Below are 23765 nucleotides of genomic sequence, written 5' to 3'. Positions count from 1 at the left end.
GCCCGGGTCGGCCGGGAAGGCACCGCCGGCCTGATCCGGAAGCAAGGCCCTACGCCCGGTTGCCCTGTGCCCGCACGTCCCGTTCGGCCAGGGCGCGGGCGTGGGCCGCCAGGGTGTCGGCCTCGGCTGCCGCCCCCGCGGCCACTGCGCGGACCGCCGCCGCCAGGTCCGAGCGGGCCTCCGGGCCCACTGCCGAGCCGTACGCCGAGATGAAGCCCTCCGCCCCGGCCACCGAACTGCGGGCGACGAGCAGCGCCGCCGTGTCGAGGACGCCGGAGCGGCCCGTGGCCAGGCGCTCCACGGCCCGGGTGATCCGGCGCAGCGCGTCCAGCGGGTCGTACGCGCCCGAGATCAGCTCCTGCCGTACCCCGTTCAGCACCCCGCGCGCATGGGCGAGCCGGGCATGCAGGTCGCCCTCGGTCAGTGGAGTGCGGGAACGCCCTTCCCGGGCCGCCGCGAGTTCCGCCTCCGCGCCGGTCAGCGCGGCCGGGACCAGCTCCGCGGCCCGGCGCAGCTCGGACGCCAGGCGCTCCACCGCGTCGACGAAGACGGCCGCCTGCGCCACCGCGCTCTCCCCGGCGCGCAGGCGTTCGGCGGCCCGGGCCACATCCCCGGTGTCGGCTGCCTGGCGGGCGTCGTTGAGGTGGGAGGTGGCGAGCACCAGCCGGTCCTTGGCCCGTTCGGGATACCCGGTGACCGGGCCGGTGGCCGAGGGCGGATACCGGTCGTGCAGGCCGCGCAGGGTCTCCTCGGCCGAGGTCGTCCGTGCGGCCAGCTCGCGGAACCGGGTCTCGGCGGTCTCCAGGGCCGGGCGCAGCCCCGCGCCGTCCAGCGCCCGGAGCCGGTCCAGGGCCGGGGTCTCCGCGTCCAGGCGCCGGCTCGCCTCCGCGCACCGGCCGAGCACCCCCACCAGGGCCTGCCGCCGGGCCTCGGGATCCTCCGGTACCCCCTGCTCGTACCGCCGCCAGATCGCGAACGCGGCCGCCAGCTCGGTCTCGGCGGCCCGCAGCGCATGCGTGAACGGCTCGGTCTCCGGCTTGTCGAAACGGCACTGGACGAAGGCGAGTTCCTCGCGGCTCGCCCGCACCCGGTCGTCGGCGAGCAGCAGTGCGGCCCGCGCCTGCCGCTCGGACTCGGCCGGGCTGCTCGGGGCGGGCGGCGTCGCGGAGACGGTGCCCGGGGTCGTCCGGGTCCGGGCGCGCCGGGTGCGGCGCAGATAGCCGTATCCGGCCAGCGTCACGGCCGCCACCCCGGCGAGGAGCGGCAGCACGAGGTCGGCCGTGGACGTCCCGCCCTGCTGCTGTGCGGGGGCGCTCGCCACCGGTCCGGCCGGTGCCGGGGGAACCGGCTCGTGGGGGCCGGCGGTCGTCACCGGCAACACCAGCCACCCGATCCCCGTCAGCGCGCCCAGCACGACATGCGTCACCCGCGCCCATATGTGCGCATGGGCGCGCCGGGGGCGGCCCCGAATCAGGGAGGACGTCACATTTCGGAGCGTATGGGCAGGTAGACGGCTTCGCGAGCGGGGCGGATACGGGTGGGGGACGAGACGGGCAGGGGGACGGAATGGACGACGGCACGGCAGGGGGCGCCGTCATGTCGTACGACACATCACCGGAGTTGACGGAATCCATACGCGGGAACGCGGCGCACGATCTGGCGGAAAAGCTTCGCCCGGTGGCACCCTGACCGTCATGCACATGTTCCTGGTGGTGGCGGGTGCCATCGTCCTTGGGCTGCTCGGGCTGAGCGGCGTGATGACCCTCACCACGGGCTGGATCGTGCCCTGGGGGCGCGCCCGGGTGCTGCGCCCGGCCCTGTGGGGGTACGGCTCCCTGCTGGCCGCAGCCGGCGGCGCGGTGTTCCTGTTCCTGGGTCCGCTCGCCCGCCAGTACGGCCCCGTGCCGTGGACCGGCTGGCTCGCCTTCATGGCCGGGCTGGGCCTCCAGACGCTGGCCCAGCGGCCCGGCCGTGCCGCCGCCGCGCCGAAGGACGCCCCCTGACCCCCTCGAACCACACCCCCTGACCCCCTCGACCCGCCCCTGCTGAGCTTCGGCCCCGTCGACAGCGGCGGGGCCTACGCATGCTCCACCGCTCAGGGAGCGTGCCGGTCGCGGGCGCCCAGGCCCTCGTCGTCCGCGTCCGTCCACAGACTGATGTCGTAGGGCGTGTCGGAGACGGTGACGAGGTCGGGCCGGCCGGATCCGGCCGGTGTCGCCGCCTCGCGCAGCAGCGCCACACTCTCGCGCAGGTGGTCGGCGTCCAGCCGGACCCGGCGGAGCTCCAGGCCACCCCTGCCGAGCTGGTTCTCCAGCCGGCCCAGCGACCGATCGAGGTCGTCGAGGCAGCGCTGGACGGTGGTGATGTCGTCGTGCACGGTCATGGCTTGCCCTCGCTTTCCCGGCTCCGGCGGGCGGGCGGGGAGGCGTCTTCCGGGTGTGTTGCGCCGCTCGGGTGGGCTTGCAGGCCCTCGTCGCCGTGTCGCCCGCGCTGGCCGGAACCTTTCCTCTTCAGTGGCCGCATAGATCTGATCAGCTCCATATACCGCCAAAAGTGATCATAACGCTCGCGGCTTCCCGGAGGTAGCAGAGATGTCGTATTCGGCGACGGCAGGGGAGCGCCCCGACGGGGCGCGGGACCGCAGCGATGTGCGAGCGGCCACAACGGCGCCGCAGCCGAACAACGGCGCCCGGCAGCTCCGGCGCGGCCTCGCCCTGCTGACCGCCGGCGCGCTCGCCCTGCCCCTGCTCACCGCCTGCGGCTCCGACGACGAGGCCGGCAAGCCCCTGGCCGGGCAGGACATCGCCCTGGCCGCCCGGGACCTGGTCGCCGACGGCGGCACCCTGAAATGGGCCGTGGACGCCGTGCCCGAGACCCTGAACACCTTCCAGGCCGACGCCGACGCCGGCACCAACCGCGTCGCCCAGGCCGTGCTGCCCTCGATGTTCCGGCTCGACGCGACCGGCCGGCCGGTGCCCAACCCCGCCTATCTGGAATCGGCCAAGGTCATCGAGACCGAGCCGCGCCAGGTGGTGCTGTACAAGCTGAACCAGCAGGCCGTCTGGAGCGACGGCCGGGAGATCGGCGCCGCCGACTTCGTCGCCCAGTGGCGCGCCCTGTCCGGCAAGGACAGCGCCTACTGGACCGCCCGCAACGCCGGCTACGACCGCATCGAGAAGATCGAGCGCGGCGCCAACGACCTCCAGGTCCGGGTCACCTTCTCCCGCCCCTACGCCGACTGGAAGTCGCTGTTCTCCCCGCTGTACCCGAAGGACGTCATGGGCACCCCGGACGCCTTCAACGACGGCGCCCGGCGCAAGCTCAAGGTCACCGCCGGGCCGTTCAAGGTGGAGAAGGTCGACACCGCCGCCAAGGACGTCGTCCTCACCCGCAACCCGCGCTGGTGGGGCAGGCCGGCCAAGCTGGACGAGATCGTGCTGCACGCCGTACCCCGCGACAAGCGGGCCGCCGCGCTCGCCGACGGCAGCGTGGACCTCGCCGACATCGACTCCGCCGAGGCCGAGCGGATCGGGCTCGCCGCCCAGGGCACCGCCAACCCGCTCCAGGGCGCCGGCAAGACCTCGGTGAAGAAGCTGCGCTCCTGGGCGCTGGCACACGGCTTCGACGAGGACAAGGTGCCCACCGGCAAGAAGAAGCTGCGCAAGGCGATCACCCGCTACCTGGACCAGCAGCAGGCCCTGCGCGGCTTCGACGTGCGCAGGTCGCTGGAGCCCGCCTACACCCAGCTCGCCCTCAACGGCTCCGCGGGCCCCCTCGCCGACGAGCGGGTCCGCCGGGCCGTCGCCCGCGCCCTGGACCGCGAGGAACTGGCCAAGCTGGTGCTCACCCCGCTCGGCCTGCCCGCCGTCCCGGTCGGCAGCCACCTCGCCCTGGCCGGCCAGGCCGACTACGCCGACAACAGCGGCGCCGTCGGCGGCCCGGACACCAAGGAGGCCCAGGCGCTGCTCACCGACGCGGGCTGGGTGGCCGGAGGGCCGGTCAAGGAGGAGAAGAAGGGCGAGAAGGCGGCCGGTCCCGAGAGCGACGACCACACGGGCGACGACCAGGCGAGCGAGGAGAAGAAGTCCGACGGCGGCAAGGACGGCGAGTACATCGTCGGCGAGGACGACAAGAACGGCGGGCGGGGCGACACCGGGGACCGGCACCTCGCGCAGGAGGGCAAGCACGGGGGCGCCCCCGGCGCCTACGCCCCCCAGGGCACGGCGGCACCGGCCGCCGCACCGGCAGCGCCGCTCGCCAAGGACGGCAAGGCCCTGCTGCTCCGCTTCGTGCTGCCCTCCGGGCCGGGCTCCGAGACGCTGAACCGGGTCGCGGAGCGGATCTCCGCGATGCTGGAGAAGGTCGGGGTCCGCACCACGATCAGCAAGGTCCCGGACGAGAGCTTCTTCAAGGACCACATCGCCGCCGGCGACTACGACCTCGCCCTGTACTCGTGGCCGGCGACCCCCTTCCCGGCGACCGACGCCCGGCCGATCTACGCCAAGCCGGTGGCCGCGGCCGACGGCTCGGTGAACATCGAGCAGAACTACACCCGGGTCGGCACCGACCAGGTGGACCAGCTCTTCGACCAGGCGGCGGCGACCCTCGACGAGGACGAGGCCCGGGACCTGATCAGGAAGGCCGACGCCCGGATCTGGGCGACGGCCGGGTCGATCCCGCTGTACCAGCGGCCCCAGTTGGTCGGGGTGCGCAGGAACCTGGTGAACGCCGGGGCCTTCGGCTTCCAGACCCCGGTCTACGAGGACATGGGCTATCTGAAGAAGGGCGCGAAGATCTCCCCGAGCCCCCGCAACAGCTAGCGGAAATCGGCCCGGCGAGCCCTTGGTGCGGAGGACACGTACCATGGGGTAAGGCCGTGGCGTGTCCAGCCCGGCAGGGCCCGCGCGGCACAGATGTACGCGCAGGGCGTTCCTCACACTCCGGGAGTACGGCAACCTATGGCCACGCGCCACGACATCCGCAACGTCGCCATCGTCGCCCACGTCGACCACGGCAAGACCACCATCGTCGACGGCATGCTGAAGCAGGCCGGTGCCTTCGCCGCCCACCAGCTCGACTCGGTCGACGACCGCATGATGGACTCGAACGACCTGGAGCGTGAGAAGGGCATCACGATCCTCGCCAAGAACACGGCGGTGAAGTACCACCCCAAGGACGGCGGGGACCCGATCACGATCAACATCATCGACACCCCCGGCCACGCCGACTTCGGTGGCGAGGTCGAGCGCGGTCTGTCGATGGTCGACGGTGTCGTGCTGCTCGTGGACGCCTCCGAGGGCCCGCTCCCGCAGACCCGCTTCGTGCTGCGCAAGGCGCTCCAGCAGCGGCTCCCCGTCATCCTGTGCATCAACAAGACGGACCGCCCGGACTCCCGCATCGACGAGGTCGTCAACGAGACGTACGACCTCTTCCTCGACCTGGACGCGGACGAGGAGCAGATCGAGTTCCCGATCGTCTACGCCTGCGGCCGTGACGGCATCGCCTCGCTGACCAAGCCGGAGAACGGCACGGTCCCGGCCGACTCCAACAGCCTGGAGCCGTTCTTCTCGACGATCCTGGAGCACATCCCGGCTCCGACCTACGACGAGGACGCCCCGCTCCAGGCGCACGTCACCAACCTGGACGCCGACAACTTCCTCGGCCGTATCGCGCTGCTGCGCGTCGAGCAGGGCGAGCTGCGCAAGGGCCAGACGGTCGCGTGGATCAAGCGCGACGGCTCCATCAGCAACGTCCGCATCTCCGAGCTGCTGATGACCGAGGCGCTCACCCGCAAGCCTGCCGAGGTGGCCGGCCCGGGTGACATCTGTGCCGTCGCCGGTATCGCCGACATCATGATCGGCGAGACCCTCGCCGACCCCGAGAACCCGATCCCGCTGCCGCTGATCACGGTCGACGAGCCCGCGATCTCCATGACCATCGGCACCAACACCTCGCCGCTGGTCGGCCGGGGCGGCACCGGCAAGGGCGCCGACGCGAAGTCGGCCGTCAAGGACCGCAAGGTCACCGCCCGTCAGGTCAAGGACCGCCTGGACCGCGAGCTGATCGGTAACGTCTCGCTGCGCGTCCTGGAGACGGACCGTCCGGACGCCTGGGAGGTCCAGGGCCGTGGTGAGCTGGCGCTCGCCATCCTGGTCGAGACCATGCGCCGGGAAGGCTTCGAGCTGACCATCGGCAAGCCGCAGGTCGTCACCAAGGAGATCGACGGCAAGACGTACGAGCCCGTCGAGCGCATGACGATCGACGTGCCCGAGGAGCACATGGGCGCGGTCACGCAGCTCATGGGTGTCCGCAAGGGCCGTATGGACAACATGTCCAACCACGGCTCCGGCTGGGTGCGCATGGAGTTCGTCGTGCCGTCGCGCGGTCTCATCGGCTTCCGGACCGAGTTCCTGACCCAGACCCGCGGTACGGGCATCGGGCACTCGATCCACGAGGGCTTCGAGCCCTGGTTCGGCACCCTCCAGACCCGTAACAACGGCTCCCTGGTCGCCGACCGCGCCGGTGCCGTCACCGCGTTCGCGATGACGAACCTCCAGGAGCGCGGCGTGCTGTTCGTCGAGCCGGGCACCGAGGTGTACGAGGGCATGATCGTCGGCGAGAACTCGCGCTCCGACGACATGGACGTCAACATCACCAAGGAGAAGAAGCTCACGAACATGCGGTCCTCGACCGCTGACGTCTCCGAGTCCATCGTCCCGCCGCGCAAGCTGTCGCTGGAGCAGTCGCTGGAGTTCTGCCGCGACGACGAGTGCGTCGAGGTGACCCCGGAGGCGGTCCGCATCCGCAAGGTCAACCTGGACCAGCGTGAGCGGGCCCGCGCCGCGAGCCGCGCCAAGCACGGCTGATCCACCGGCAGTCGAGCCCGGGCACCCCATGGCGGGGTGCCCGGGCTTTTTGCCGCCCGCTTTCAGGGGTAGTTTGCGGACAGCGCTCGGGTCATTGAGTGAACACGCGGAGTCACATTCCTTCGGGTGAAGTGGGCGAACCGTGACAACTCCTGGCAAGATCGAGGGCCGGTCACCCGGCCGGCTCATGTGGCTGCGTTTCCGACGCGACCGCACGGGTGTGCTCTCGGCCTGCGTGGTGGGCTGCTTCTTCCTGCTCGGCCTGCTCGCCCCGCTGATAGCCAAGGGGTACGGCAAGGACCCCTACACCGTGTACGCGGACGAACGTCCCGAACTCTTCGACAGCGCCGGAGTGCCGGTGCGGCCCAACGGCGGCATCAGCGGCGAGTTCTGGTTCGGACTCGAACCCGGCAACGGGTACGACGTCTTCACCAAGCTCCTCTACGGCATCCGCACCTCGCTGATGATCTCGGTCGCGGTCACCCTCGCGGTCGTCGTCACCGGCATCCTGCTCGGCGTCACGGCCGGCTACCTCGGCGGCCGGGCCGACTACCTCATCGGCCGGGTCATCGACTTCCTGCTCGCCTTCCCGGCCCAGCTGTTCTTCATCGCGAGCATGCCCGTCGTCGTCTCGCTGTTCGTCAGCCCCCGCGACGAGACCCCCACCTACGTCCGGGTCGTCGCCCTCGTCCTGGTCCAGTGGTTCCTCGGCTGGATGGGCCTCGGCCGGATCCTGCGCGGCACCACACTGGCCCTGCGCGAACGGGAGTTCATCGACGCGGCGAGGATCAGCGGGGCCTCGCCGTGGCGGATCATCCGCAGGGAGATCCTGCCGAACATCGTCACCCCGCTGCTGGTGCAGGCGACGTACCTGCTGCCCAACTTCGTGACCGCCGAGGCCGGGCTGTCCTACCTGGGCGTCGGCATCGTCGAACCGACGCCGGACTGGGGGCAGATGTTCGCCAAGGCGTCCACCCAGCTGGTGATGCAGAACGACATCACCTACATGTTCTTCCCCGGCGTGTCGATGATCGTCTTCGTCGTCGCCTTCAACCTGCTCGGGGACTCGGTCAGGGACGCCTTCGACCCCAAGACCGCGCACTGAACCGGCACTTCAGGCAAGCGCACACGGTACTTCGGACAACCGCACGGCACCTCAGGCAAGCGCACGGCACTTCCATCGCACCTCCACGGTCCCGGTGACACACAGATGGGTGGGAATCGCGTGATGAACAGGGGTGGACGTCAACTCCACGGCGCGCTCTGCGTCCTCGCGGCCGGAGCTCTCGTGCTCACGGGTTGCAGCAAGGGCGGCAGCGGCAGCGGCGGCGACAACCGGAAGGACCAGCAGAACGCACGACGCCAGCAGGCCCCCATCAAGTTCGGCGGTACGGCCGACTCCACCGGGCCCGCGGCGCCCGTGCCCGGCGCCAGGTCCGGAGGCACCATGGAGGTGCTCCAGCGCGACTCCTACGCCCACCTGGACCCCGCTCAGATCTACGTCTTCGACCAGATGTCGCTCGCCCAGCTGATCCACCGCGGCCTCACCGGCTACAAGGCGACCGGCAACGACGGCCACCGGCACGAGGTGGTCGGCGACCTCGCCACCGACTCCGGCACCACCACCGACGGCGGCAGGACCTGGAAGTACACCCTCAAGGACGGGATCAGGTTCGCCGACGGCACCCCGATCACCTCCAAGGACGTCCGGCAGACCGTCGAGCGGCTCTTCGCGCCCTTCATCACCCAGGGCCCCGCCTACCTCCAGCAGTGGCTGGCGGGCACCGACGGCGCGGGTTACCGCAAGCTGCTCCCGGACGGCCCCTACAAGGGCAGACACCTGCCGGACAGCGTCCTTTCGACGCCCGACGCGAAGACCGTCGTCTTCCACTTCGCCAAGCCGCACCCGGACCTGCCGTACGCGCTCGCCATGGCCGGCTACTCCATCGTGTCCGCCAAGGGCGACACCCGGCAGCAGTACGACAAGAACCCGGTCACCACCGGCCCGTACAAGATCCAGTCCTTCAAGTCCGGCAAGTCGATGGTGCTGGTCAGAAACCCCGCATGGGACCCGAGGACGGACCCCATCCGGCACCAGTACGTGGACCGCTTCAACATCGTCTTCAACCAGCAGTTCGAGACCTCCACCAAGGCGCTGCTGGCGGACAGCGGCCCCGACCGGGCCGGCCTCAGCTTCAACAACCAGGTCGACGCGGGCAACCTGTCCCAGGTCCTGCGGGACCCGAAGCTCAGGTCCCGCACGGTCTCCGGCTACCAGCCCTACGTCGGCCAGATGAACATCAACCTGAGCAAGCCCGAGATGAAGGACATCCGGGTCCGCCGGGCCATCGCGTACGCCCTGCCGATCACCCCGTTCGTGCGGGCCTACGGCGGTAGCGACGCCATGGAGGTCGCGGGCGGCCTGATCTCCCCGACCGTCCCCGGCTACGACCCCGCCTTCGACCCGTTCGGCAAGAAGAAGCACCCCGAGGGCGACCCGGCCAGGGCCAGGAAGCTGCTCCAGGCGGCCGGCAAGCTCCACATGAAGCTGACCTTCGGCTACACGAACACCAACGAGGGCCAGCAGTACTCCACCGCCATGGCGGCGGGCCTGAAGAAGGCCGGCTTCGACGTCCAGCGCCGGGAGATCCCCTCCGAGACCTACTTCGACCAGGTCTCCAAGCTCGACAACGACTACGACATCTTCCACACCTCGTGGGCCGCCGACTGGCCGTCCGGCGGGACGGTCATCCCGCCGCTGTACGACGGCCGCCAGATCGCCGACGGCGCGTCGAACTACTCCCAGCTCAACGACCCCCACGTGAACAGCGAGATCGACCGCATCGGCCGGATCGCCGACCCCGCCAAGGCCGCGGCCGAGTGGGAGAAGGTCGACAAGTACCTGCTCACCAAGGTGGTGAACGAGGTCCCGACCGCCTACTACAAGCAGGTCCAGATCGCCGGCTCCCGGGTCGGCGGCCTCGTCTACGACGACGTGATCGGCAGCATCGACCCCCGCTGCCTCTACATCAAGTGACCGGCCGTGCTGCGCTTCCTCGTCCGCCGGACCCTCGGCGCCGTCGTCATCCTGTTCCTGCTGAGCATCGTCACGTTCGCGCTGTTCTTCGGGGTGCCCCGGGACCCGGCGCTGCTGATGTGCGGCAAGACCTGCAACCCGGGCAGCCTCGCGAACATCCACCATGTGCTCGGCCTGGACAAGCCGCTCACCGAGCAGTACTTGATCTTCCTGCACAATGTGTTCCTGGGCAGCGACAGCTTCGCCCAGGGACCGTGCCCGGCGCCCTGTTTCGGCTACTCGTACCACACCGACGAGCAGGTCTGGGGCACGCTGACGGACCGGCTGCCCACTACCGTCTCGCTCACCCTGGGCGCGGCCGTGTGCTTCCTGGCCGTCGGCCTCGGCACCGGACTGCTGGCCGCCTGGCGGCGCGGCACGCTGATCGACAAGACGGCCACCGCGGGTGCCATGGTCGTCAGCTCGCTCCAGATCTACTTCCTCGGCCCGCTGGTGCTGGCCGTGTTCGTCTACCAGACCCACTGGTTCGCCAAACCCGCCTACAACGAGTTCACCCACGACCCCGTCGGCTGGTTCACCGGGCTGCTGATCCCCTGGGCCGTGCTCTCCACGATCTTCGCCGCGCAGTACACCCGGATGGCCCGGTCCTCGATGATCGAGCAGCTCCAGGAGGAACACGTCCGCACCGCCCGCGCCAAGGGCATGTCCCGGCGGTACGTCTTCTTCCGCTACGCCTGGCGGGGTTCGCTCATCCCGATCGTCACCATCTTCGGCATCGACCTCGGCTCCCTGTTCGGCGGCGCCATCATCACCGAGTACACCTTCGGTCTGCCGGGCATCGGCCAACTCGCCGTCCAGGCGGTCCTCTTCAGTGACCTGCCGCTGCTGCTCGGGGTGATGCTGTTCGCCGCCAGCATGATCCTGCTCTTCAACATCGTCGTCGACGCGACGTACGCCTTCATCGACCCGCGGGTGCGGCTGTCGTGAGGAGGGACACCATGGAAGAGGAACTGCTGCGGGTCTCGGGGCTGACCAAGCACTTCCCGGTCAAGGGAGGCTTCCCCGTCCGCCGTACGGTCGGCCGGGTGCAGGCCGTCGACGGCATCGACCTGACCGTGCGCGCCGGGGAGAGCTTCGGCCTGGTCGGCGAGTCGGGCTGCGGCAAGTCGACCACGGGCCGGCTGATCACCCGGCTGCTGGAGCCGACGGCCGGCACGATCACCTACCGGGGCCGGGACATCAGCCATGCGACGCGCAGACAGCTGGCGCCGATCCGCTCCGAGATACAGATGATCTTCCAGGACCCGTACGCGTCACTGAACCCGCGCCAGACCGTCGGCAAGATCATCTCCGGGCCGATGGAGATCAACGACATCAACCCGGAGGGCGGCCGGGAGAAGCGGGTCCGGGAACTCCTGGAGATCGTCGGTCTCAACCCCGAGCACTTCAACCGCTTCCCGCACGAGTTCTCCGGCGGTCAGCGCCAGCGCATCGGTGTCGCCCGCGCGCTGGCCCTGAACCCGAAGCTGATCGTCGCCGACGAGCCGGTCTCCGCCCTCGACGTGTCGATCCAGGCACAGGTGGTCAACCTGCTCCAGCAGGTGCAGCGGGACCTGGGCATCGCGTTCCTGTTCATCGCCCACGACCTGGCCGTCGTACGGCACTTCTCCCAGCGGGTGGCGGTGATGTACCTCGGCAAGATCGTCGAGATGGGCGACCGCGCGTCCCTCTACACCCGCCCGCGCCACCCCTACACCCACGCCCTGCTGTCCGCCGTACCGGAGCTGACGCCGGACGAGGAGCCGCGCGAGCGGATCCGGCTGGCCGGCGACGTGCCGTCCCCCATCGCCCCGCCCTCCGGCTGCCGCTTCCGCACCCGCTGCTGGAAGGCGACGGAGAAGTGCGCGGCCGAGGAGCCGCCGCTGGAGCGCATATCCGGCAACCGGGAGGGCCATCTGACCGCCTGCCACTTCCCGGAGGAGCCCACCACCACGGCCCGCGAGGAGGACATCGTCCTGGACCCGGCCCTGACTGCCGTGGAGCAGGGGGAGGAGGGCGCCGGAGGCTAGAGACCGCTCCGACGGGCCGTGTAGTAGGTGGGCTCGGGGGAGTCCGAGTCGTCGACGGTGAGGCTCAGCAGGGTGCCGTAGCGGGTGCGGGCGGCCGTCAGGGGCAGTGGGGCGCGCGGGGTGGTGGTGCAGCGCTCGTGGACGGTGAACCGGGTCGGTCGGGAGCACGCGGCGGGCTCCGCGACGCGGTGCGGCCGGGGTGCGCCCGGGCGGTCCCAGTCGACCGACAGCCCCGGAGCCCTGAGCACCGGGGCGGGCATCGGGGTGCCGTCCTGGAAGCGGCCGTGCTCGCGGTAGTAGTCCAGGGCGAAGGACACGGTGCCCGTCGCGCTGGGCACCTCGTCCCCGGTGGCGTCCCGGGGCCCCCAGGCGGCGATCCGGGCCGCGCGGAGGCGGGGGAGTACGTCGGTGATCCGGCCCCGGACGCCGAAGTAGGCGACGGCCCCCATCCGGCACTCCAGGGAGTTCGGCGACCGGTCGCTGTCGAAGAGCGAGCTGGGCGGCTGGTAACAGGTGTCGGTGAGCCGCGTCCCGATGTGCTCCAGCCCCTCGACCGCGCCCAGCCGCGCGACCAGGGCGTGGATCCGCCGCTCCGCGGCCGCCCGGTGGGACCTCGCCTCGGGTGACTCGGCCTGGTTGCGCAGGTCCTGCACCGACGGCTCGACCGAGCACCCGGTGCCGAGCCCCGCCAGGATCAGCGCCAGCAGCCCTGCGGCCGCCCGTGTCCTCCGCATCCGCACACCTCCGCCCCCCACTCTGCGGCGCCCGGGGCCCGGGAGGCATGAGTAGGCGTACTCAAGCGCGCCGGGCCACCGTGATGATCTCGGGCGCGGCGGCGGTGACCGGGCCCCGCGCCCAGTCGCCGTACTGCTCGACGACGGCCAGCCCGGCCTCGCCGAGGAAGCCGGCCAGGGACTGCGGGTCCAGGAACCGCAGGACGCTGGGGCAGGCCCGGGGCGCCGGCCAGCCGTCGGCGTCGTAGGTCTCGGTGAACCGCACCCGGCCGGCGCCGGGCTCCCACTCCTGGACCTCGTGCCACACCCGTACGGTGCTGCCGTCGCCGGTCCCGAACTCGTGCACCCGGTCGGGAGTCCACCGCTCCCAGGCGCGGACGGCCGGGTTGCGGGTCTCGAACACGAACCGCCCGTCCTCGCCCAGCGCCTCCCGGGCCGCCCGCAGACAGCGGCGGATCTCCTCGTCCCCGACCAGCTCCTGGAAGGCGTGCCCGGTCATGACGACGAGGTCGAACTCCCCGTCCCACCGGCGCACCCGCGCGTCCCCGAGGACCCACTCGACGTCCGGCCGGGCCCGGCGTGCCTGTACGAGCATGGCGGCGGCCGGATCGAGCCCGGTCAGCCGGCCGCGGTGCCCCTCGGCCCGGGCCCGCCGCAGCAGCCGCCCGGTGCCGCACCCGATGTCCAGCACCGAGCGGGCCCGACGCACCAGCCCGAGATAGAAGTCGTCGTCCGGGCCCCAGGGGTTGAGGCTGTCGTAGAACGCGGCGAGCGTGAGATCCGTGAAGACATGGTCCGGCACCGCGGCAGTCTGACACACGTTGCTGAACGGTGCGTCAGTTTCCGGGACACTTCTTGAGGGACCGTCAACTTCTTTCGCCACCCGACTCGTTGAACGCCGCAGGCCCGCGTCCGGGAAGGGCGCGGGCCTGCGGGGATGCCGTCAGTGGAAGGTCAGGCGAGGTCCTTGGAGAGGCGGTCCTTGGACTCCCGGGGCGCGGGGACGGTCTCCTGCGTCTCGGGGTAGTGGCACGCCGTGAGGTGGCCGGCCTTGTTGCCGGTCACCTGGACCAGCTGCGGCGCCTCGGTCGCGCACTTCTCCGTCGCCTTCCAGCAGCGGGTGCGGAAGCGGCAGCCCGACGGCGGGTTGATCGGTGACGGGACGTCACCGACCAGCCGGATCCGCTCGCGCGGCTCCTCGTCCACCGTCGCCTCGGGCACGGCGGACAGCAGCGCCCGGGTGTACGGGTGACGCGGGTTCTCGTACAGGTCCTCGCGGTCCGCGATCTCGACGATCTTGCCGAGGTACATCACCGCGACGCGCTGCGAGAAGTGCCGCACGATCGCCAGGTCGTGGGCGATGAAGACGAAGGCGATGCCCATCTCCTTCTGAACCTCCTGGAGGAGGTTCACCACCTGTGCCTGGATCGACACGTCGAGGGCGGAGACCGGCTCGTCGGCGACGATCAGCTTCGGGTTCAGGGCCAGCGCGCGGGCGACACCGATGCGCTGGCGCTGACCGCCGGAGAACTCGTGCGGGAAGCGGTTGAAGTGCTCGGGGTTGAGACCGACGATCTCCAGGAGTTCCCGGACCCGCTTCTCGCGGCCGCCCTCCGGGTTGATGTCGTTGATCTCCATCGGCCCGGAGATGATCTTGCCGACCGTCTGCCGCGGGTTCAGCGAGGCGTACGGGTCCTGGAAGATCATCTGGATCTCGGAGCGGATCGGCGCCAGCTCCTTGCGGCCCGCGTGCGTGATGTCCTGGCCGCGGTAGGTGATCTTGCCGCCGGTCGGCTCCAGCAGCCGGGTGATCAGCCGGCCCGTGGTCGACTTGCCACAGCCCGACTCGCCGACCAGACCCAGGCTCTCGCCCTCGGACACCTGGAAGTCCAGGCCGTCCACGGCCTGCACCGCGCCGACCGTACGGCGGATCGGGAAGCCGCCCTTGATCGGGAAGTGCTTGGTCAGCCCCGAGACGTCCAGGAGGGGGTTCGTGTTGCTCATGATGGTGAAGTCCCGTCTGCTGTCCGTCAGTTGTGCCGGGTCTCGGCGAGGTCGGCGAAGAGCGTCCGCTTCTGCTCCGCGGTGAGGTGGCAGGCGGAGCCACGCCCCTCGACCACGTCCAGCACCGGCCGCTCACTGGAGCACCGGCCGCCCTCCACCTGGTCCGCGAAGGCGCAGCGCGGGTGGAAGCGGCAGCCGCTCGGCGGGTTGAGCAGCGAGGGCGGGGAACCGGGGATCGGCGTCAGGGGCACGTCGACCGGGCCGTTCAGGCTCGGCATCGAGTTCAGCAGGCCCACCGTGTAGGGGTGGTCGGGGGCGCGGAGCACCTGCTTCTTGGTGCCGCGCTCCACGCACCGGCCGCCGTACATCACCAGCACGTCGTCCGCGATGTCGGCGATCACGCCGAGGTCGTGGGTGATGAAGATGATGGCGGTGCCGAACTCCTGCTGGAGGTCCTTGAGCAGGTCCATGATCTGGGCCTGGACCGTCACGTCGAGGGCCGTGGTCGGCTCGTCGGCGATCAGCAGCTCGGGGTCGCAGACCAGCGCCATGGCGATCATCGCGCGCTGGCGCATACCGCCGGAGAACTGGTGCGGGTACTCGTCCACCCGGACGTCCGGCTGCGGGATGCCGACGCGGCGCAGCATCTCGATCGCACGCGCCCGGGCCTCCTTCTTGGAGCAGCCGGTGTGCTTGCGGTACGTCTCGGAGATCTGGGCGCCGACCGTGTGGTACGGCGACAGGGAGGCCAGCGCGTCCTGGAAGATCATGGACATCTTGTTGCCGCGCAGCTTCTCCAGCGTCCGCTCGGACGCGGTCAGCAGCTCCTGGCCGTCGAGCAGGATCTCGCCCTCCAGGGCGGTGCGCTCGGGGTTGTGCAGGCCCAGGATGGCCAGGTTGGTCACCGACTTGCCGGAGCCGGACTCGCCGACGATGCCGAGGGTCTTGCCCTTCTCCAGGTCGAAGGAGAGGCCGTCGACGGCCTTGACCACGCCGTCCTCGGTGGAGAAGTGCACGCGCAGGTCGCGGACGGAGAGGAAGGGGGTGCTCATGGTTTCTCTCCTTAAGCGAGGCGGACGCGCGGGTCGATGAGGGCGTAGACGGCGTCGACCACGATGTTGAAGACGACGATCGCGGCGGCGGCGACCAGGGTCACGCCGAGCAGCATCGGCAGATCGTTGTCCTTGACGGCCTTGACCGACACGGCACCGAGGCCGTGCAGGCCGAACGTCGCCTCCGTGATGACCGCGCCGCCGAGCAGCGTGCCGAGGTCCAGGCCGAGGATCGTCACGATCGGGCCCATCGCACCACGCCAGGCGAACCGGAAGAACACCGTGCGCCAGGCGAGGCCCTTGGCGCGGGCGGTGCGGACGTAGTCCTCGCTCAGCGTCTCGACCAGCTGGGAACGGGTCATACGGGTGTAGTTGGCGGTGAAGATGATCGCCAGCACGAACCACGGCAGCAGGAAGCCGGTGAACCAGGACACCGGGTCCTCGGTGATGCCGGAGTTGTCGTTCGGGCGGGCGAAGATCTGCCACTCGTCTGCCAGGTAGAACATCGCGACGATACCGACGATGTAGATCTGGAGCGAGGAGCCGATCAGCGAGGCCGAGGAGGCGATCTTGTCCATCGCCTTGCCCTGCTTGACGGCGGCGATCATGCCGGTGCCGACACCGAAGATGACGAAGACGACCGCGCTGCCCAGTGCCAGGGAGATCGTGGTCGGGAAGCGGTCCAGGATGATGCCCGTGACCGGCTCGCGGTTGATGAACGAGTAGCCGAGGCAGGGCGCGTTGCAGTGCCCGTACGACGCGTAGTCACGGCCCATGAAGACGCCCTCGAGCCAGTGCCAGTACTGCACCGGCAGCGGATCGTCGATCCCCAGGTTGTGCTTGACCAGCGCCAGAGTCTGTGGCGTGCAGACCTTGCCGCAGGCGACCCGGGCGGGGTCACGCGGAGCGACATAGAAGAGGAAGAAGGTGATGGCACTGATGATCAGCAGGATCACCGCTGCGCCGAGTATCCGGCGGACGAGGAAGCGGAACATGGCGATGGGATTCCCTGGGCGACGCCGTGGTGGGGGCGGAGGGGGACGGGGGGGGGGGGGGGGGGGGGGGGGCCCCCCCCCCCCCCGCCCCTGGACTGGCTGTGAGCGTCAGGCCTTCACGTACAGCTTGTACATGATGAACGCCGAGAACTGCGGGTCGAACATCGCGCCGCCGACCTTCGAGCCGTGCAGGTAGAACCGGCGCTGGAAGGTTTCGGGGATGATCGGAGCCAGCTCCGTCATGATCTTCTTGTCCAGCGCCTCCCAGGCCTTGGCGGCCTGGTTCGGGTCGGGGATGACCGCGTTCTTCTTGATCGCGTCGTTGACCCAGCTGACGTTCAGCTGCGAGACGTTGTTGGAGCCGTTGGCGATGGTGGAGCCGTCGAACAGCGGCTGCATGACGGTGTAACCGGTCGGCCAGTCCGGGGACCAGCCGAACCACATCACGTCGAAGCTGTTGTCGATCTGCTGGACCTGGTCGTAGTAGCTGGTGGAGTCCACCGGCTTGACGACCGGGTCGAAGCCCGCCGCCTTCAGGGCGTTGGTGATGACGACCGCCGTCTTGGTGTAGGCGTCGTTGCTGCCCTTGGGGTAGGTGTAGACGATCTTCTGGCCGAGCTTGCCGGCCTCCTTCAGAAGCGCCTTGGCCTTCTCCGGGTCGCCCTGCGGCTTCTTCAGCTTGCCGTAGACGTCCTGGTGCTCGTAGCCCAGGATGTCGGGGCTGATGATGGAGGTCGCGTAGTCACCGGCGGACGGACCGCCGTAGATGCGGCGGATCTGCTCCAGCGGCCAGGCGTGGTTGAGCGCCTGACGCACCTTCGGGTCGGTGATCCGCTTGCAGTTGATGGCGTAGTAGTACAGGCCGGTGAGCAGACCGTTGATGGTGCGCTTCTTCAGCTCCGGGTCGCCGAGGACCTTCTGGAGACGCTCGGCCGGGACACCGCTGTACGCCATGACCGCGTACTGGTCGTCGCCGCTCTGGGCGATCAGACGGTCGGTGGCCGCGAGCGACTCGTTGCCGAACTGGAAGGTGAAGCTGTCCGGGTAGGCGTTGCGGATCGCGTCCGTCTTCGGGTCCCAGTTCGGGTTGCGGACCAGCTTCAGGGACTTGTCGACGGAGTGCTGCGCGATCTTGTAAGGACCGGCGGAGACCGGGTCCTTGTCGTACTTCTCCTTGGAGTCGTGGCCGACCGGCACGGCGCCGTAGGAGTGCATCGCCAGGGTGAAGTTGAGGTCCGGGCGGGCGACCTTCAGCTTCAGGGTGATGGTCTTCTTCGCCTTGTCGGTGACGATCGAGTCCAGGTGCTTGCCGCTGAACGGGCCCTTGTACTTGGACCGGAAGTCGCTGGAGCCGACGAGCGCGGACTGGACGTACTGCGCACCCTCGGTGGTGAAGCTGGCGAAGCCGCGCTCGATGCCGTGGCGGACGTCCTCGACGGTCAGCTCGCTGCCGTCGTCCCACTTCAGACCGTCCTTCAGGGTGAAGGTCCAGGTCTTGCCGCCGTCGGACATGGTGCCCGGGTCGGTCGCCAGGTCACCGACGAGCTTCATGGAGCCGTCGGAGGCGATCTTGTAGCCGGTCAGGGTACGGACGTACAGGTTGGCGATGGTGGAGTTCCACGCGAAGTAGATCCGCTGCGGGTCCAGGTGGGAGAAGTCGTCCGGCCCGAGGCCGATGATGTTGCCGCCCTTCTTCGCGCCCGGGATCTCCGGGGCGGGGCCGGTCGAGTCCTCCTTGGTGCCGACGGTCACGGAACCCGTGTACTTGTCGGTACCGGCGTGGGAGTTCTTGCCACCGTTCCCGCTCCCGCCGCTGCTGCACGCGGAGAGGACCATGGAGCCGCCGGCCGCGACCGACGTGGCGATGACGAAGTTTCTGCGGGAAAGGGACATGGCTTCCTGCTCTTGTCGAGGAGAGTTACGAGCTGCTCCGGCGGGCCCCGTCGCCCGGGCCGGAAGGTGGTACGGGAGGTTCAGCGCCCGGCCTTGGGGTCCAGCGCGTCACGCACCGAGTCGCCGAGGAGGTTGAAGGCGATCACGAAGATCACCATCGACAGGCCCGGGAAGAGCATGTACGTGATGTCGGACTGGTAGTACTTCGAGGCGTTCTGGACCATGACGCCCCAGTCCGGGGTGGGGTCGGAGAGGCCGACACCCACGAAGGCCAGACCCGCTTCGGTCGTGACGTACATGGGAAGCGCAAGAGTGGCCTGGATCAGGATCGGCGTCCAGAGGTTGGGCAGCAGTTCCTTGAAGATGATCCGCGCCGAGGACGCTCCGGTGACCTTGGCGGCCTCGACGAACTCACGCTCGCGCAGGGCGAGTACCTCACCGCGCAGCAGTCGGGCCATGGGTGCCCAGCCGAAGATCGTCATGATCACGATCAGCGAGGTGACGATGAGCCAGACCGGAGTGGCCTCCTCGGGGGAGACCAGGATGGTCAGCATGACCGGGAAGAAGCCGATGAAGAACAGCATCTGCGGGAAGGCCAGCAGGATGTCGATGATCCGGCCGACGAAGTAGTCGGTCCTGCCGCCCAGGTAGCCGGCGGTGACGCCGACGATCACGCCGATGACGGCCACCAGGAGGGTCGTCGCCGTGGCGATCAGGAGCGAGTTGCGGATGCCGTAGAGCAGGAACGTGAGCACGTCCCGGCCCAGCTGGGGGTCGATTCCGAACCAGAAGTCACCGCTCATGCCGCCGTTGGGCTTCGCCGGGAAGCCGAAGTCGTCCAGCAGCGTCGGGTCGTTCTGGCCGTACGTCGTGTACGGGTCCTTGCCGTACAGCTTGGCTATGAGCGGCGCGCAGATGCCGATCACGAAGAAGAAGATCACCACATAGGCGGATATGACGCCCGTCCTGTCCCGCTTGAAACGGGTCCAGGCCAGCCGTCCCGGAGAGCGGCTCTCGGTGCCCTTGGGGTTGCCGGGCTTCGCCGATGCGGCGCTGTCTTCGTCGGTCACCTCGAGGGGGGCGGCCGGGGAAGGAGTTGCGGGGGTCATGATGCTCCGTGCCTTGTGGGTCAAGGCTCCGCAGGGCGCTCCCCTACGGGCTACGCCGGACTTTTTCAACGCAATTCATTCAAGGTCAATAAATTCTGGGCCGCCTTGGTTGCGTCTTTACCTTCTTGGCTCGTACTTGACCATTCCGCAGCTACACGGGTAGCGCGCCGTAATCAATCCGTGCTTCAGATCGGACCAATTGGGCGAATCGGGCAAGGCGTTCGTTATGCGGACGGTCGTGTGTCGAAATGCGTACATCGACACGTCCCAATCCAACGTTTCAGCATCGTTAAGCGAAGATCTGTTGCGCTCCTCGGGCAAGATCGTCCAGGGGGTTCACGGGGGTGCCTGCAATCGGATGACGTGTCCCTCTAAAGGCCCCTCAATCGGGCGGCGCGCATGCGGTATGTGATCTATGAGCCGATATTGGCCGGTATCGGGGCAGTGATCACGAAGGAGGCAGCCATGCGGGGAATCTCGCGCGCCCGGTGCGCCGTCTGCGCGGTGGCGGTGGCGCTCGCCGCGGCGGGCTGCGGAGGCGGCGGAGGCTCAGGCGGCGGCGGCAACGGCGGCGGGGTGCTCAGCTCCTCCTGGGGCGATCCGCAGAACCCGCTGGAGCCCGCCAACACCAACGAGGTGCAGGGCGGCAAGGTCCTCGACATGATCTTCCGAGGTCTGAAGCGGTACGACCCGAAGACCGCCAAGGCCGAGAACTGGCTCGCCCAGTCCATCGACACCAAGGACTCGCAGACCTTCACGATCAAGGTGAAGGACGGCTGGACGTTCTCGAATGGCGAAAAAGTGACCGCCCGGTCCTTCGTGGACGCCTGGAACTACGGGGCCAGCCTGAAGAACAACCAGAAGAACGCGTACTTCTTCGGGTACATCGAGGGCTACGACAAGGTGCACCCCGACAGCGGCAGCCAGAGCGCCGGCACCCTGTCCGGGCTGAACGTGGTGGACGACCACACCTTCACGGTCCGGCTCCGGCAGAAGTTCTCCGGCTTCCCCGACACCCTCGGCTACGCGGCCTTCGCCCCGCTGCCCCGCGCCTTCTTCACCGACCACGCGGGCTGGCTGAGCAAGCCGGTCGGCAACGGGCCGTACACGATCGAGTCCTATACGAAGGGTTCGCAGATGACCCTGAGGAAGTGGGACGGGTACCCCGGCAGCGACAAGGCGCAGAACGACGGAGTGACCCTCAAGGTCTACACGGACAACAACACCGCCTACACCGATCTGATGGCGGGCAACCTCGACCTCGTCGACGACGTCCCCGCCGCCCAGCTGAAGAACGTCAAGAGCGACCTGGGCGACCGGTACATCAACACCCCGGCCGGCATCATCCAGACCCTGGCCTTCCCCTACTACGACCCGGCCTGGAACAAGGCCGGGTCGGAGAAGGTCCGCACGGGCCTGTCCATGGCGATCAACCGCAAGCAGATCACCGAGACCATCTTCAGCAACACCCGCACCCCGGCCACCGACTGGACCTCCCCGGTGCTCGGCACGGCCGGCGGCTACCAGGCCGGCCTGTGCGGCAAGGCCTGCGACTACGACCCCGCCGGGGCCAGGAAGCTGATCCAGCAGGGCGGCGGCATCCCCGGCGGCCAGGTCAGGATCACCTACAACGCCGACACGGGCTCGCACAAGGAGTGGGTGGACGCGGTGTGCAACTCCATCAACAACGCCCTCGGCAACGGCACGGCCTGCGTGGGCAACCCCGTCGGCACCTTCGCCGACTTCCGCAACCAGATCGGGCAGCACAAGATGCACGGCCCGTTCCGGGCGGGCTGGCAGATGGACTACCCGCTCATCCAGAACTTCCTCCAGCCGCTCTACTACACCGACGCCTCCTCCAACGACGGCAAGTGGTCCAACAAGAACTTCGACCACCTCGTCGACCAGGCCAACGCGCAGACCGACACCGGCAAGGCCGTGGACCTCTTCCGGCAGGCCGAGGGGGTCGTCCGCGACAACATGGCCGCCATCCCACTCTGGTACCAGAACGGCAGCGCCGGCTACTCGCAGCGGCTGTCCCATGTGGCCCTCAACCCCTTCAGCGTCCCCGTCTACAACGAGATCAAGGTCGGCTGACCGGGCATGGGGCGCTATGTCCTGCGGCGACTGCTCCAGATGATCCCGGTGTTCATCGGGTCCACCCTGCTGATCTTCCTCATGGTGAACGTGATGGGCGACCCCGTCGCGGGCCTGTGCGGGGAGCGGGCGTGCGACCCGGCGACCGCGGCCCAGCTGAGGAAGGAGTTCGGCCTGGACAAGCCGGTCTGGCAGCAGTACCTCACCTACATGGGGAACGTCTTCACCGGAGACTTCGGTACGGCGTTCAACGGCCAGAAGGTCACCGAGCTGATGGCCACGGCCTTCCCCGTGACCATCCGGCTCACCCTCGTCGCCATCCTCATCGAGATCGTCATCGGCATCACCCTCGGCGTGGTCACCGGTCTGCGCCGGGGCCGTCCCGTCGACACCGGGGTGCTCCTCGCCACCCTCGTGGTCATCTCCGTCCCCACCTTCGTCACCGGTCTGCTGCTGCAACTGCTGCTCGGCGTCGAGTGGCAGTGGATCAAGCCGTCCGTCTCGCCGGACGCCACCTTCGGCGAGCTGCTCGTGCCCGGCCTGGTCCTGGCCTCGGTCTCGCTCGCCTATGTCACCCGGCTGACCCGGACCTCCATCGCCGAGAACAAGCGGTCCGACTACGTCCGCACGGCGATCGCCAAGGGCCTGCCGAGACGCCGGGTCATCACCCGCCACCTGCTGCGCAACTCGCTGATCCCGGTGGTCACCTTCATCGGCACCGACATCGGCGCGCTGATGGGCGGGGCGATCGTCACCGAGCGGATCTTCAACATCCACGGCGTCGGCTACCAGCTCTACCAGGGCATCCTGCGGCAGAACACCCAGACGGTCGTCGGCTTCGTGACGATCCTCGTGCTGGTCTTCCTGGTGGCCAACCTCCTCGTCGACCTCCTGTACGCCGTACTCGACCCGAGGATCCGCTATGCCTGAGCAGCCGTACGAACCCGAGCGCGCGATCGCCGGCACGGGCATGGGCGGCACGATGGACCTGGGCGCCAGCGAGGCCGCGACCCTGGAGAAGACGCCGGGGGGCCCGGAAGGCACCGGCCCGGCCGGCGCACCCCGCTCGCTCTGGTCCGACGCCTGGCGGGACCTGCGCCGCAACCCCGTCTTCCTGCTCTCCGCCGTGGTCATCCTCTTCCTGGTCTTCATCTCCCTGTGGCCCTCGGCGATCGCCTCCGGCTCCCCCCTCACCTGCGACCTCGCCAAGGCCCAGGACGGCCCCGGCCCCGGCGCCCCCTTCGGCTACGACGGCCAGGGCTGCAACGTCTACACCCGCACCGTCTACGGCGCCCGTACGTCCGTCACGGTCGGCGTGCTGGCCACCCTCGGGGTGGCGCTGTTCGGCTCCGTGCTGGGCGGCCTCGCGGGGTACTTCGGCGGCACCTGGGACGCGATCCTGTCCCGGATCACCGACATCTTCTTCGCCATCCCGGTCGTCCTCGGCGGCCTCGTCCTCCTCTCCGTGGTGACCAGCAATACGGTCTGGCCGGTCATCGGGTTCATGGTCCTGCTCGGCTGGCCGCAGATCTCCCGCATCGCGCGCGGCTCGGTCATCACCGCCAAGCAGAGCGACTACGTCCAGGCCGCCCGCGCCCTCGGCGCCTCCGACTCCCGCATCCTGCTGCGCCACATCGCGCCCAACGCCGTGGCGCCGGTGATCGTCGTCGCCACCATCGCCCTCGGCACCTACATCGCCCTGGAGGCGACCCTGTCCTACCTCGGCGTCGGCCTCAAACCGCCCAGCGTCTCCTGGGGCATCGACATCTCGTCGGCCTCCAACTACATCCGCAACGCCCCGCACGCCCTGCTCTGGCCCGCGGGCGCCCTGGCGGTCACGGTCCTGGCCTTCATCATGCTCGGCGACGCGGTCCGCGACGCCCTCGACCCGAAGCTGAGGTGATCGTGC

At 69.4% G+C, this 23765-nt stretch carries 19 protein-coding genes; 10 read left to right on the top strand and 9 right to left on the bottom strand.

Features of this window, described 5'->3' with window-relative positions; genetic code table 11:
- Positions 1-49: 49 nt before the first annotated feature.
- A complete protein-coding gene (locus ACFVIU_RS03115; RefSeq protein ID WP_385840232.1) occupies positions 50-1486 on the bottom strand; it encodes a hypothetical protein in 1437 nt (478 codons plus the stop codon).
- Positions 1487-1694: 208 nt separating this feature from the next.
- Between ACFVIU_RS03115 and ACFVIU_RS03110 the strand changes: the two genes are divergently transcribed.
- The gene (locus ACFVIU_RS03110) at positions 1695-2003 is read left to right on the top strand and encodes a hypothetical protein (RefSeq protein ID WP_385840231.1); all 309 of its coding nucleotides are present in this window, start codon (positions 1695-1697) and stop codon (positions 2001-2003) included.
- Between the two features lie 92 nt (positions 2004-2095).
- On the opposite strand, the gene ACFVIU_RS03105 is transcribed toward ACFVIU_RS03110, so the two are convergent.
- Positions 2096-2383 (bottom strand): hypothetical protein, encoded by a 288-nt coding sequence (locus ACFVIU_RS03105; RefSeq protein ID WP_385840230.1) that lies wholly within the window; start codon positions 2381-2383, stop codon positions 2096-2098.
- A 208-nt stretch (positions 2384-2591) separates the two neighbouring features.
- On the opposite strand from ACFVIU_RS03105, the gene ACFVIU_RS03100 reads away from it, so the two are divergent.
- The 6 genes from ACFVIU_RS03100 to ACFVIU_RS03075 all read left to right on the top strand — a co-directional run bounded on the left by ACFVIU_RS03100 (position 2592) and on the right by ACFVIU_RS03075 (position 11972).
- Positions 2592-4820: an ABC transporter family substrate-binding protein gene (locus ACFVIU_RS03100; RefSeq protein WP_385840229.1), complete on the top strand. Its 2229-nt coding sequence runs from the start codon at positions 2592-2594 to the stop codon at positions 4818-4820.
- Between the two features lie 138 nt (positions 4821-4958).
- A complete protein-coding gene (typA, locus tag ACFVIU_RS03095) occupies positions 4959-6866 on the top strand; it encodes a translational GTPase TypA (protein WP_385840227.1) in 1908 nt (635 codons plus the stop codon).
- Between the two features lie 142 nt (positions 6867-7008).
- Positions 7009-7971: an ABC transporter permease gene (locus tag ACFVIU_RS03090; RefSeq protein ID WP_385840226.1), complete on the top strand. Its 963-nt coding sequence runs from the start codon at positions 7009-7011 to the stop codon at positions 7969-7971.
- Between the two features lie 123 nt (positions 7972-8094).
- The gene (locus ACFVIU_RS03085; protein ID WP_385840224.1) at positions 8095-9903 is read left to right on the top strand and encodes an ABC transporter substrate-binding protein; all 1809 of its coding nucleotides are present in this window, start codon (positions 8095-8097) and stop codon (positions 9901-9903) included.
- A gap of 6 nt (positions 9904-9909) precedes the next feature.
- Positions 9910-10890, top strand: coding sequence for an ABC transporter permease (locus ACFVIU_RS03080; protein ID WP_385840223.1), 981 nt, complete (start codon positions 9910-9912; stop codon positions 10888-10890).
- An 11-nt stretch (positions 10891-10901) separates the two neighbouring features.
- Positions 10902-11972 (top strand): ABC transporter ATP-binding protein, encoded by a 1071-nt coding sequence (locus tag ACFVIU_RS03075; protein ID WP_385840221.1) that lies wholly within the window; start codon positions 10902-10904, stop codon positions 11970-11972.
- Here the strand turns inward: ACFVIU_RS03075 and ACFVIU_RS03070 are convergent.
- The 7 genes from ACFVIU_RS03070 to ACFVIU_RS03040 all read right to left on the bottom strand — a co-directional run bounded on the left by ACFVIU_RS03070 (position 11969) and on the right by ACFVIU_RS03040 (position 19759).
- A complete protein-coding gene (locus ACFVIU_RS03070) occupies positions 11969-12706 on the bottom strand; it encodes a hypothetical protein (RefSeq protein ID WP_385840220.1) in 738 nt (245 codons plus the stop codon). The genes ACFVIU_RS03075 and ACFVIU_RS03070 overlap by 4 nt on opposite strands.
- Before the next feature lie 61 nt (positions 12707-12767).
- Positions 12768-13508 (bottom strand): class I SAM-dependent methyltransferase, encoded by a 741-nt coding sequence (locus ACFVIU_RS03065; protein ID WP_385840219.1) that lies wholly within the window; start codon positions 13506-13508, stop codon positions 12768-12770.
- 152 nt (positions 13509-13660) lie between these two features.
- A complete protein-coding gene (locus tag ACFVIU_RS03060) occupies positions 13661-14710 on the bottom strand; it encodes an ABC transporter ATP-binding protein (RefSeq protein ID WP_385840217.1) in 1050 nt (349 codons plus the stop codon).
- A gap of 26 nt (positions 14711-14736) precedes the next feature.
- On the bottom strand, positions 14737-15762 hold the full coding sequence (locus ACFVIU_RS03055; protein WP_385840216.1) for an ABC transporter ATP-binding protein: 1026 nt from the start codon (positions 15760-15762) through the stop codon (positions 14737-14739).
- An 11-nt stretch (positions 15763-15773) separates the two neighbouring features.
- A complete protein-coding gene (locus ACFVIU_RS03050) occupies positions 15774-16757 on the bottom strand; it encodes an ABC transporter permease (RefSeq protein ID WP_385840214.1) in 984 nt (327 codons plus the stop codon).
- Positions 16758-16865: 108 nt separating this feature from the next.
- On the bottom strand, positions 16866-18650 hold the full coding sequence (locus ACFVIU_RS03045) for an ABC transporter substrate-binding protein (RefSeq protein WP_385840213.1): 1785 nt from the start codon (positions 18648-18650) through the stop codon (positions 16866-16868).
- Positions 18651-18730: 80 nt separating this feature from the next.
- A complete protein-coding gene (locus ACFVIU_RS03040) occupies positions 18731-19759 on the bottom strand; it encodes an ABC transporter permease (RefSeq protein ID WP_385840212.1) in 1029 nt (342 codons plus the stop codon).
- Positions 19760-20224: 465 nt separating this feature from the next.
- Here ACFVIU_RS03040 and ACFVIU_RS03035 point away from each other — a divergent pair, with 465 nt between their 5' ends.
- Genes ACFVIU_RS03035 through ACFVIU_RS03025 form a run of 3 tightly spaced genes read left to right on the top strand, consistent with a single transcriptional unit; the run spans position 20225 to position 23759 of the window.
- Complete coding sequence (locus ACFVIU_RS03035; protein ID WP_385840211.1) at positions 20225-21856, top strand: ABC transporter substrate-binding protein; 1632 nt, start codon at positions 20225-20227, stop codon at positions 21854-21856.
- A gap of 6 nt (positions 21857-21862) precedes the next feature.
- A complete protein-coding gene (locus ACFVIU_RS03030; RefSeq protein WP_385840209.1) occupies positions 21863-22786 on the top strand; it encodes an ABC transporter permease in 924 nt (307 codons plus the stop codon).
- On the top strand, positions 22779-23759 hold the full coding sequence (locus ACFVIU_RS03025) for an ABC transporter permease (RefSeq protein ID WP_385840208.1): 981 nt from the start codon (positions 22779-22781) through the stop codon (positions 23757-23759). The genes ACFVIU_RS03030 and ACFVIU_RS03025 overlap by 8 nt, the downstream gene beginning before the upstream one ends.
- The last annotated feature ends 6 nt before the right edge of the window (positions 23760-23765 follow it).

Origin of the sequence: Streptomyces sp. NPDC127190, from assembly GCF_042672505.1 — a bacterium.
Lineage (GTDB): Bacteria > Actinomycetota > Actinomycetes > Streptomycetales > Streptomycetaceae > Streptomyces.
The sequence above is the reverse complement of the archived record's forward strand: the minus strand, read 5'-3'. Positions and strand labels throughout refer to the sequence as shown.

Bases quoted from the DNA above. Each gene is read 5' to 3' on its own strand.
- ACFVIU_RS03110 (WP_385840231.1), top strand. From the start codon at position 1,695: ATGCACATGTTCCTGGTGGTGGCGGGTGCCATCGTCCTTGGGCTGCTC.
- ACFVIU_RS03105 (WP_385840230.1), bottom strand. From the start codon at position 2,383: ATGACCGTGCACGACGACATCACCACCGTCCAGCGCTGCCTCGACGAC.
- ACFVIU_RS03100 (WP_385840229.1), top strand. From the start codon at position 2,592: ATGTCGTATTCGGCGACGGCAGGGGAGCGCCCCGACGGGGCGCGGGAC.
- typA (WP_385840227.1), top strand. From the start codon at position 4,959: ATGGCCACGCGCCACGACATCCGCAACGTCGCCATCGTCGCCCACGTC.
- ACFVIU_RS03085 (WP_385840224.1), top strand. From the start codon at position 8,095: ATGAACAGGGGTGGACGTCAACTCCACGGCGCGCTCTGCGTCCTCGCG.
- ACFVIU_RS03075 (WP_385840221.1), top strand. From the start codon at position 10,902: ATGGAAGAGGAACTGCTGCGGGTCTCGGGGCTGACCAAGCACTTCCCG.
- ACFVIU_RS03070 (WP_385840220.1), bottom strand. From the start codon at position 12,706: ATGCGGAGGACACGGGCGGCCGCAGGGCTGCTGGCGCTGATCCTGGCG.
- ACFVIU_RS03060 (WP_385840217.1), bottom strand. From the start codon at position 14,710: ATGAGCAACACGAACCCCCTCCTGGACGTCTCGGGGCTGACCAAGCAC.
- ACFVIU_RS03055 (WP_385840216.1), bottom strand. From the start codon at position 15,762: ATGAGCACCCCCTTCCTCTCCGTCCGCGACCTGCGCGTGCACTTCTCC.
- ACFVIU_RS03050 (WP_385840214.1), bottom strand. From the start codon at position 16,757: ATGTTCCGCTTCCTCGTCCGCCGGATACTCGGCGCAGCGGTGATCCTG.
- ACFVIU_RS03045 (WP_385840213.1), bottom strand. From the start codon at position 18,650: ATGTCCCTTTCCCGCAGAAACTTCGTCATCGCCACGTCGGTCGCGGCC.
- ACFVIU_RS03040 (WP_385840212.1), bottom strand. From the start codon at position 19,759: ATGACCCCCGCAACTCCTTCCCCGGCCGCCCCCCTCGAGGTGACCGAC.
- ACFVIU_RS03035 (WP_385840211.1), top strand. From the start codon at position 20,225: ATGCGGGGAATCTCGCGCGCCCGGTGCGCCGTCTGCGCGGTGGCGGTG.
- ACFVIU_RS03030 (WP_385840209.1), top strand. From the start codon at position 21,863: ATGGGGCGCTATGTCCTGCGGCGACTGCTCCAGATGATCCCGGTGTTC.
- ACFVIU_RS03025 (WP_385840208.1), top strand. From the start codon at position 22,779: ATGCCTGAGCAGCCGTACGAACCCGAGCGCGCGATCGCCGGCACGGGC.